The sequence below is a fragment of the Streptomyces sp. NPDC039462 genome, from assembly GCF_055639375.1.
Genome location: NZ_JBVKAO010000002.1, coordinates 931,956 through 938,525, shown reverse-complemented (window position 1 = coordinate 938,525; position 6,570 = coordinate 931,956). Strand labels below are relative to the sequence as shown.

7 protein-coding genes are annotated in these 6,570 nt (G+C 71.3%); 2 read left to right on the top strand and 5 right to left on the bottom strand.

Features of this window, described 5'->3' with window-relative positions; translation table 11 throughout:
- Positions 1–142: 142 nt before the first annotated feature.
- On the bottom strand, positions 143–1,915 hold the full coding sequence (locus ACZ7LU_RS14785; RefSeq protein ID WP_468315682.1) for an acetyl/propionyl/methylcrotonyl-CoA carboxylase subunit alpha: 1,773 nt from the start codon (positions 1,913–1,915) through the stop codon (positions 143–145).
- A gap of 354 nt (positions 1,916–2,269) precedes the next feature.
- Between ACZ7LU_RS14785 and ACZ7LU_RS14780 the strand changes: the two genes are divergently transcribed.
- Entirely contained in the window at positions 2,270–2,701 is a 432-nt protein-coding gene (locus ACZ7LU_RS14780; protein ID WP_471916859.1) for a hypothetical protein, read from the top strand.
- 2 nt (positions 2,702–2,703) lie between these two features.
- Here the strand turns inward: ACZ7LU_RS14780 and ACZ7LU_RS14775 are convergent, their stop codons facing one another.
- From ACZ7LU_RS14775 to ACZ7LU_RS14760, 4 genes are all read right to left on the bottom strand, one after another.
- Positions 2,704–3,312: a nucleoside triphosphate pyrophosphatase gene (locus ACZ7LU_RS14775; protein ID WP_471916858.1), complete on the bottom strand. Its 609-nt coding sequence runs from the start codon at positions 3,310–3,312 to the stop codon at positions 2,704–2,706.
- A gap of 57 nt (positions 3,313–3,369) precedes the next feature.
- On the bottom strand, positions 3,370–3,498 hold the full coding sequence (gene mmpB, locus ACZ7LU_RS14770; protein ID WP_361170439.1) for a morphogenic membrane protein MmpB: 129 nt from the start codon (positions 3,496–3,498) through the stop codon (positions 3,370–3,372).
- Positions 3,499–3,569: 71 nt separating this feature from the next.
- Positions 3,570–3,776 (bottom strand): acyl-CoA carboxylase subunit epsilon, encoded by a 207-nt coding sequence (locus tag ACZ7LU_RS14765; RefSeq protein ID WP_398300569.1) that lies wholly within the window; start codon positions 3,774–3,776, stop codon positions 3,570–3,572.
- Positions 3,777–3,821: 45 nt separating this feature from the next.
- Positions 3,822–5,456, bottom strand: coding sequence for an acyl-CoA carboxylase subunit beta (locus ACZ7LU_RS14760; protein ID WP_468315674.1), 1,635 nt, complete (start codon positions 5,454–5,456; stop codon positions 3,822–3,824).
- A 126-nt stretch (positions 5,457–5,582) separates the two neighbouring features.
- Between ACZ7LU_RS14760 and ACZ7LU_RS14755 the strand changes: the two genes are divergently transcribed.
- The gene (locus tag ACZ7LU_RS14755; protein ID WP_471916857.1) at positions 5,583–6,446 is read left to right on the top strand and encodes a biotin--[acetyl-CoA-carboxylase] ligase; all 864 of its coding nucleotides are present in this window, start codon (positions 5,583–5,585) and stop codon (positions 6,444–6,446) included.
- Positions 6,447–6,570: the final 124 nt, after the last annotated feature.

The window sequence follows — 6,570 nt, the reverse complement described above, 5'->3', positions numbered from 1 at the left end:
TCACGGCCTCCCCTTTTTGTTTTTCTTCTAGAGGAAGGGAGAGGGGGGGTTGGGGGGGGGGGGTGTGGGGGGGAGAGCACTCTGAAGGAAAGCCACAACATCCCCCCCCCCCCCCGACGCCGCGTCACTCCGCTGTCGCGGCTCAGTCCTTGATCTCGCAGATCACCGCACCGGAGGTCAGGCTCGCGCCCACCTCCGCGGTGAGGCCCTTGACCGTGCCCGAGCGGTGCGCGTTCAGCGGCTGTTCCATCTTCATGGCCTCGAGGACGACGACCAGGTCGCCCTCCTTGACCTCCTGGCCCTCCTCGACCGCGACCTTCACGATCGTGCCCTGCATGGGCGAGGCGAGGGTGTCGCCGGAGGCGGCGGGGCCGGACTTCTTGGCCGCGCGGCGCTTGGGGCGGGCGCCGCCCGCCGCCGCGGTGCGCGCGATGGTCATGCCCAGCGAGGAGGGCAGCGAGACCTCCAGGCGCTTGCCGCCGACCTCGACGACGACCGTCTCGCGGCCCGGCTCCTCGTCCGTCTCGGTGTCCGCGGGGGCCTTGAACGGCGGGATCTCGTTGACGAACTCGGTCTCGATCCAGCGGGTGTGGACCGTGAACGGGTCGGTCGAGCCGGTCAGTTCGGGCGCGAACGCCGGGTCCTTGACGACGGCGCGGTGGAAGGGGATGGCGGTGGCCATGCCCTCGACGTCGAACTCCTCCAGCGCGCGGGCGGCACGCTGCAGCGCCTGCTCGCGGGTGGCACCCGTGACGATCAGCTTGGCCAGGAGCGAGTCCCAGGCCGGGCCGATGACCGAGCCGGACTCGACGCCCGCGTCCAGGCGGACGCCGGGGCCCGACGGCGGCGCGAACGTCGTGACGGTGCCGGGCGCGGGCAGGAAGTTGCGGCCCGGGTCCTCGCCGTTGATGCGGAACTCGAAGGAGTGACCGCGCAGTTCGGGGTCGCCGTAACCGAGCTCCTCGCCGTCGGCGATGCGGAACATCTCGCGGACCAGGTCGATGCCGGAGACCTCTTCGGTGACCGGGTGCTCCACCTGCAGACGGGTGTTGACCTCCAGGAAGGAGATCGTGCCGTCGACGCCGACGAGGAACTCGACGGTGCCCGCGCCGACGTAGCCGGCCTCCTTGAGGATCGCCTTGGAGGCGGCGTACAGCTCGGCGTTCTGCTCGGGGGTCAGGAACGGCGCGGGCGCCTCCTCCACGAGCTTCTGGTGGCGGCGCTGCAGCGAGCAGTCACGGGTCGAGACGACGACCACGTTGCCGTGCTTGTCCGCCAGGCACTGGGTCTCCACGTGCCGCGGCTTGTCGAGGTAGCGCTCGACGAAGCACTCGCCGCGGCCGAAGGCCGCCACGGCCTCGCGCACCGCGGAGTCGTACAGCTCGGGCACCTCTTCGAGCGTGCGGGCCACCTTCAGACCGCGGCCGCCACCGCCGAACGCCGCCTTGATCGCGATCGGCAGGCCGTTCTCCCTGGCGAAGTCGACGACCTCGTCGGCGCCGGAGACCGGGTCGGGCGTGCCCGCGACCAGCGGGGCACCGGCGCGCTGCGCGATGTGCCGCGCGGCGACCTTGTCGCCCAGGTCACGGATGGCCTGCGGCGGCGGGCCGATCCAGTTCAGGCCCGCGTCGATGACGGCCTGCGCGAAGTCGGCGTTCTCCGAAAGGAAGCCGTAGCCGGGGTGGATGGCGTCCGCCCCCGCGTCCTTGGCCGCGGCCAGCACCTTGGAGATGTCCAGGTAGCTGGTGGCCGGAGTGTCACCGCCCAGCGCGAACGCCTCATCGGCTGCCCGTACATGCAGCGCGTCCCGGTCAGGGTCTGCGTAGACGGCTACGCTCGCGATCCCTGCATCCCGGCATGCCCGGGCAACGCGGACAGCGATTTCGCCACGGTTGGCGATGAGCACCTTGCGCACGATGGCTCCCTCCTTGAAACAAGCCGAGTTTAGGGACTGCCGACACGGGCTTACGACCCGTCCCCAATGGTGAGCTTGCCCACACGGAGTGTGACTCGAGACCGGCTAGGTTCGTGAAATCCCTTGTCGTACCGCGGTACGCAGGGTCCCTCCACGGCAGCGTAGCCCTCCGGTGTGGCCAAGGTCTCTGTGAGTCAGCGCTGCGGACCCGGGGCTTTCTTTGTGGAGTCCCTACGAATGGCCCAATGATTCTTTGCCTGCGGCACAGCTCTTGTCCCGGGGTTTACCGGTTAGTAGCGTTCGCGATGGCTCGGACGTACTGGCGGTAACAGCAAGCGGAAGAGGGTGGGCGCCGTGGCGCGCAGACCGGTGGCCTGGGTGGGCGCGATCGTTCTCCTCGCGGAGGCGGTCGGCCTCGCGCTCCTCAACTGGTTCCTCGGTCAGGTCGTCGACAACCAGAAGATGTCCCTCGCGGGCCTCGACCCGCGGGCGATGTCCGTGTCGACCTGGATCGCCGGCGCCCTCATCGGCGGGTACCTCGCGCTGTGCGCCTTCGTCCTCGCCCGCGCCGCCGTGCGCGACCGCGCCCCCGGCGCCTTCGGGCGGATCCTCCTGATCAGCTGCGCCGTCGTGCACGCGCTGCTCGGCGCCTTCTGCGTCGGCCTGGTGGGCTGGGCCGCGTTCGCCTTCATGATGGCCGTGCTCGGCCTGATCGTCCTCACGCTCGTGGCGTACGAGAAGAAGGCTCAGCAGGAGGGCGAGCCGACCGCCCCCCAGGCCGCCTGAGGCTACTTCCGCCACAACTCCGTGATGCCCACGCCCAGTTCCGCGAGGAGGCGGCGCAGCAGCGGCAGCGAGAGGCCGATGACGTTGCCGTGGTCGCCCTCGATGCCCTCGACGAACGGCGCCGAGCGGCCGTCCAGCGTGAACGCGCCCGCCACGTGCAGCGGTTCGCCGCTCGCGACGTACGCGGCGATCTCGTCGTCGGAGGGCTCGCCGAAACGGACCACCGTCGACGCCGTCGCCGAGGTGTAACGCCCGGAGACGGTGTCGTAGACGCAGTGGCCCGTCTGCAGGACGCCCGCGCGGCCGCGCATGTCCTTCCAGCGGGCCGTGGCCTCCTCGGCGTCGGCCGGCTTGCCGAGCGCCTTGCCGTCCAGTTCGAGGACCGAGTCGCAGCCGACGACCAGCGCGCCCTTCGCCTCGGGCCGCGCGGCGACCACGGACGCCTTGGCCTCGGCGAGGGCGAGGGCGAGCTCGGCGGGGGTCGGCGCGGACACCTTGTCCTCGTCGACCCCGCTGACGATCACCTCGGGGGCGAGGCCCGCCTGCCGGAGCAGGCCGAGCCGGGCGGGGGACTGGGAGGCGAGGACGAGACGGCGGGGCTGATCACTCATGCGGTCAGCGTAGCGAGCGCGTCCGGACGCGCGCAGTCGGTGGCTGCCGAGGCACGGTCAGTGGATGCCGAGGACGAACATCGCCACGACCATGGCCAGGGCGAGGACCAGTCCGGCGCGGCGCATCTTCGCCTGGAGGTCCCTCATGTCCTTCGGAGGGTTGTCCTCCGGATCCGACCACAGCATGCATCCGATACTGCGACCGGGCGGGCCGGGACGCCTGAGTACGCGTACTCAGGTTCCCCGGCCCGACACACCTACCCGGGCCAGTACGTGCGGCCCCACGCCGTCGGGGACGGTGCGGGCAGCCGGTGCCTGGCCACCCGCGCGGGGTCGGCCCAGGAGTCGGGCAGCGCGGGCGCGCCGGACGGCTCGCCTGCGACCGCCGCGGCGCGCACCTGGACCACCGCCAGGGCGGCGGCGAGCTCCTCGGGCGTCGGGTTGCCCCGAACGACCTTGATCATGAGCCCTCCTTGGGGGTTCGGAAGGGGCTGGACGGTTGAAGGGGTCTAGAGGGGAATGTTGCCGTGCTTCTTCGGAGGGAGGGATTCCCGCTTCGTACGCAGCTGACGCAGGCCGCGCACGAGGTGGGATCGGGTTTCGGACGGCATGATCACCGCGTCCACGTAGCCGCGCTCGGCCGCCGTGTACGGGTTGAGCAGGGCGTCCTCGTACTCCTGGATGAGCCGCGCGCGGGTCGCCTCCTGGGCGGCCTCGTCGCCGGCGGCGGCGATGGTGCGGCGGTGCAGGACGTTCACCGCGCCCTGCGCGCCCATGACGGCGATCTGCGCGGTCGGCCAGGCGAGGTTCAGGTCGGCGCCCAGGTGCTTGGAGCCCATCACGTCGTACGCGCCGCCGAAGGCCTTGCGCGTGATGACCGTGATCAGCGGGACGGTGGCCTCCGCGTACGCGTAGATGAGCTTCGCGCCGCGCCGGATGATGCCCGTGTGCTCCTGCTCGACGCCCGGCAGGAAGCCCGGCACGTCCACGAAGGTGATGACCGGGATGTTGAACGCGTCGCAGGTGCGGACGAAGCGGGCGCCCTTCTCGGACGCGTCGATGTTCAGACAGCCGGCGAACTGCGTCGGCTGGTTGGCGACGATGCCCACCGGGCGGCCCTCGACACGGCCGAAACCGGTGAGGATGTTCGGCGCGAACAGCGGCTGCGTCTCGAAGAACTCGCCGTCGTCCAGGACGTGTTCGATGACGCCGTGCATGTCGTACGGCTGGTTGGCGCTGTCCGGGATCAGCGTGTCCAGCGCCAGGTCTTCGTCCGTGGGCGCGAGGTCCGCCTCCTCGGGGAAGGCGGGCGGCTCGCTGAGGTTGTTCGAAGGGAGGTACGACAGGAGGGACTTGACGTACTCGATGGCGTCCTTCTCGTCGCCCGCCATGTGGTGCGCCACGCCCGACGTCGCGTTGTGCGTGCGGGCGCCGCCCAGCTCCTCGAAGCCGACGTCCTCACCGGTGACGGTCTTGATGACGTCGGGGCCCGTGATGAACATGTGCGAGGTCTGGTCGACCATGACCGTGAAGTCGGTGATGGCGGGGGAGTAGACCGCGCCGCCCGCGCAGGGCCCGACGACCAGGCTGATCTGCGGGATGACACCCGAGGCGTGCGTGTTCCTGCGGAAGATCTCGCCGTACATCCCGAGGGCCATGACGCCCTCCTGGATGCGGGCGCCGCCCGAGTCGTTGATGCCGACGACCGGGCAGCCGGTCTTCAGCGCGAAGTCCATGACCTTGACGATCTTCTGGCCGAAGACCTCGCCGAGCGCGCCGCCGAAGACGGTGAAGTCCTGCGAGAACACGGCGACCGGGCGGCCGTCGACGGTGCCGTAACCGGTCACCACGCCGTCGCCGTACGGCCGGTTCTTCTCCAGGCCGAAGTTGGTGGACCGGTGCTGCGCGAACTCGTCGAACTCGACGAAGGAACCCTCGTCGAGCAGCAGTTCGATGCGTTCGCGCGCCGTCAGCTTCCCCTTGGCGTGCTGCTTCTCCACCGCTCGGGCCGAGCCCGCGTGCTTGGCCTCCTCGATGCGGCGCTGCAGGTCGGCAAGTTTTCCCGCGGTCGTATGGATGTCGATGGCGCCGTCTTCGGCGGTGCGGTCTGACGCGGGCACGTTGGGCTCTTCCGGCTCGGACATCGGGATGCGGCTCCCTGCCTGCTCAAAGGTGCTTGTCTACGGCTGTGCGGCTGGCTACTGACCCGTAGCGTATCGGCGCGCATACCGTTCGGCAGTGCGGCGTTTACCACACCTAAGGTGGCTTGCATGACGCCGCCAGATACTGAAGACAACCGCTGGTCCGACCTCGACAGGCCGCCGCTGAACGCCGCCTCGTTGCGGCGGGCGCTGCTGCGGGACGGCGGGCTGTGGTCCTCCCTCGACGTGGTGCCCGCCACCGGCTCCACCAACACCGACCTCGCGGCGCGGGCCGACGAGCTCCCCGAGGGCGCGGTGCTCGTCGCCGAGGAGCAGAGCGCGGCGCGCGGCCGCCTCGACCGCCGCTGGTCGGCGCCGCCGCGCTCCGGCCTCTTCTTCTCCGTACTCCTCAAACCCGCCGAGGTGCCGGTCGAGCGCTGGGGCTGGCTGCCGCTGCTCACCGGCGTGGCGGTCGCGACGGGGCTGTCCCGGTCGGCCGGCGTGGACACCGCACTCAAGTGGCCCAACGACCTCCTGGTGACCGTGGGTGAGGACGAGCGCAAGGCGGGCGGCATCCTCGCGGAGCGCGCCGGGTCCCCCGACGGCGGGGGCGTCGTCATCGGCGTCGGCCTCAACGTCACGCTGCGCGAGGACGAGCTGCCGGTCCCGACGGCGGGCTCGCTCGCCCTGGCCGGCGCGCGCACCACGGACCGCGACCCGCTGCTGCGGGCCGTGCTGCGCTCCCTGGAACGCTGGTACGGCGACTGGCGCGGGGCCGGCGGCGACCCGGCCGCCTGCGCCCTCCAGGAGACCTACGCCGCGGGCTGCGCGACCCTCGGCCGCCGAGTCCGCGCGGAACTCCCCGGCGACCGCTCCATCGTCGGCGAGGCAGTAGCAGTAGACGGCGACGGCCGCCTGGTCCTGGCCACAGAGGAGGGCATCCAACACCCAGTAGGCGCCGCCGACATCATCCACCTCCGCCCGGCCCCCTGACCCCGGGTGCCCCGGCCCCGACGCACCCGCAGCCGGCTGCCGGGCTGAGGTGGCAGGTCCTGCCCCGCGGGGCGGCGGGGTGCCGGGCACCCCGGGCCCCATAGGGGCGCGGGGAACTGCGCGC

Excerpts from the sequence above, each read along its gene's own strand:
- ACZ7LU_RS14775 (WP_471916858.1), bottom strand. The coding sequence starts at position 3,312 with ATGAGTGATCAGCCCCGCCGTCTCGTCCTCGCCTCCCAGTCCCCCGCC.
- mmpB (WP_361170439.1), bottom strand. The coding sequence starts at position 3,498 with ATGCTGTGGTCGGATCCGGAGGACAACCCTCCGAAGGACATGAGGGAC.
- ACZ7LU_RS14765 (WP_398300569.1), bottom strand. The coding sequence starts at position 3,776 with ATGATCAAGGTCGTTCGGGGCAACCCGACGCCCGAGGAGCTCGCCGCC.
- ACZ7LU_RS14760 (WP_468315674.1), bottom strand. The coding sequence starts at position 5,456 with ATGTCCGAGCCGGAAGAGCCCAACGTGCCCGCGTCAGACCGCACCGCC.
- ACZ7LU_RS14755 (WP_471916857.1), top strand. The coding sequence starts at position 5,583 with ATGACGCCGCCAGATACTGAAGACAACCGCTGGTCCGACCTCGACAGG.